The sequence below is a fragment of the Mycetohabitans sp. B2 genome (assembly GCF_021733735.1).
Taxonomy (GTDB): domain Bacteria; phylum Pseudomonadota; class Gammaproteobacteria; order Burkholderiales; family Burkholderiaceae; genus Mycetohabitans; species Mycetohabitans rhizoxinica.
The window spans coordinates 1-1103 of record NZ_JAHKSP010000102.1 but is presented as its reverse complement, the minus strand read 5'-3'; the positions used below and the strand labels follow the sequence as shown (position 1 = coordinate 1103).

Genomic DNA, 1103 nt, shown 5'->3' with positions numbered 1-1103 from the left:
GGCCGAAGCGGACGAGCCACTGGCGAGCACCTTGCGCGCGCAGGTGGCGGCGAGCCTGCCCGAGTATATGGTGCCCAGTGCGTTTGTGCGGGTGGACGCTTGGCCACTGACACCGAACGGCAAGCTCGATCGGCGTGCACTGCCCGCACCGGATGACGAGGCGCGGGCACATCAAGCGTATGAAGCGCCGCAAGGCGAGCTGGAGACGACGCTCGCGGCAATCTGGGCCGAGCTCTTGGGTGTGAAGCGGGTGGGTCGGCACGACAACTTCTTTGCGCTCGGGGGCCACTCGCTGCTGGCGGTGCGGTTGATGAACCGGGTCAGCGGGCTGGGCGCTGATGTGCCGCTGGCGACCTTGTTCGCGGCGCCGACGTTGGCCGCGTTTGCCGCGGCGCTCGAAGCCCACTTGCAACAAGGCACCGATGCGCTGCCCGAGATCACACCGGTGTCACGCGAAGGCAGTCTGCCGCTATCGTTCGCGCAGCAGCGGTTGTGGTTTCTCGCGCAGCTCGATGGGGCCAGTGAGTCGTATCATACGCCGCTGGCGCTGCACGTGCGCGGGCCACTGGATCGAGCGGCCTGGCAACAGGCGCTCGATGTGCTGTGGGCGCGTCACGAAGCGCTGCGCTCGACGTTTGTGAGCGTCGCCGGTCAGCCGCAGGTGCAGTTGCTGCCGGCGGACACGGGCGTGCCGCTGCGCTGGCATGATCTGCGTGGTGTGCCAAATGCGCAGGCGCAACTGGCACGCTTGCGTCACGAAGCCGCGCACGCGCCGTTCGATCTGGCGCAGGGCCCGTTGATCCACGCATGCGGCATGCAATTGGCCGATGACGAGCACGTGATGTTACTCGTGCAGCACCATATTGTGTCGGACGGCTGGTCGCTTGGCGTGCTCGCGCGCGAGTTGAGTGCACTGTACGCGGCGAGCGTTGGGGCGCAAGCCGCTGCGCTGCCGCCGCTGTCGGTTCAGTATCCGGACTATGCGGCGTGGCAACGACAGTGGCTCACGGGTGAGCGGCTGCAGGTGCAAAGCGACTACTGGCGCGCGACGCTCGCCGACGCGCCGGTGCTGCTGGCGCTGCCGACCGACCGGCCACGCTCGG

The 1103-nt window shown here is 68.0% G+C and carries 1 protein-coding gene; it reads left to right on the top strand.

Going from position 1 to position 1103, the window contains the following annotated elements; all coding sequences use genetic code 11:
- Positions 1-1103, top strand: a 1103-nt coding sequence (locus KPG66_RS16900; protein ID WP_237071609.1) for a condensation domain-containing protein, incomplete at both ends; no start/stop codon positions are given.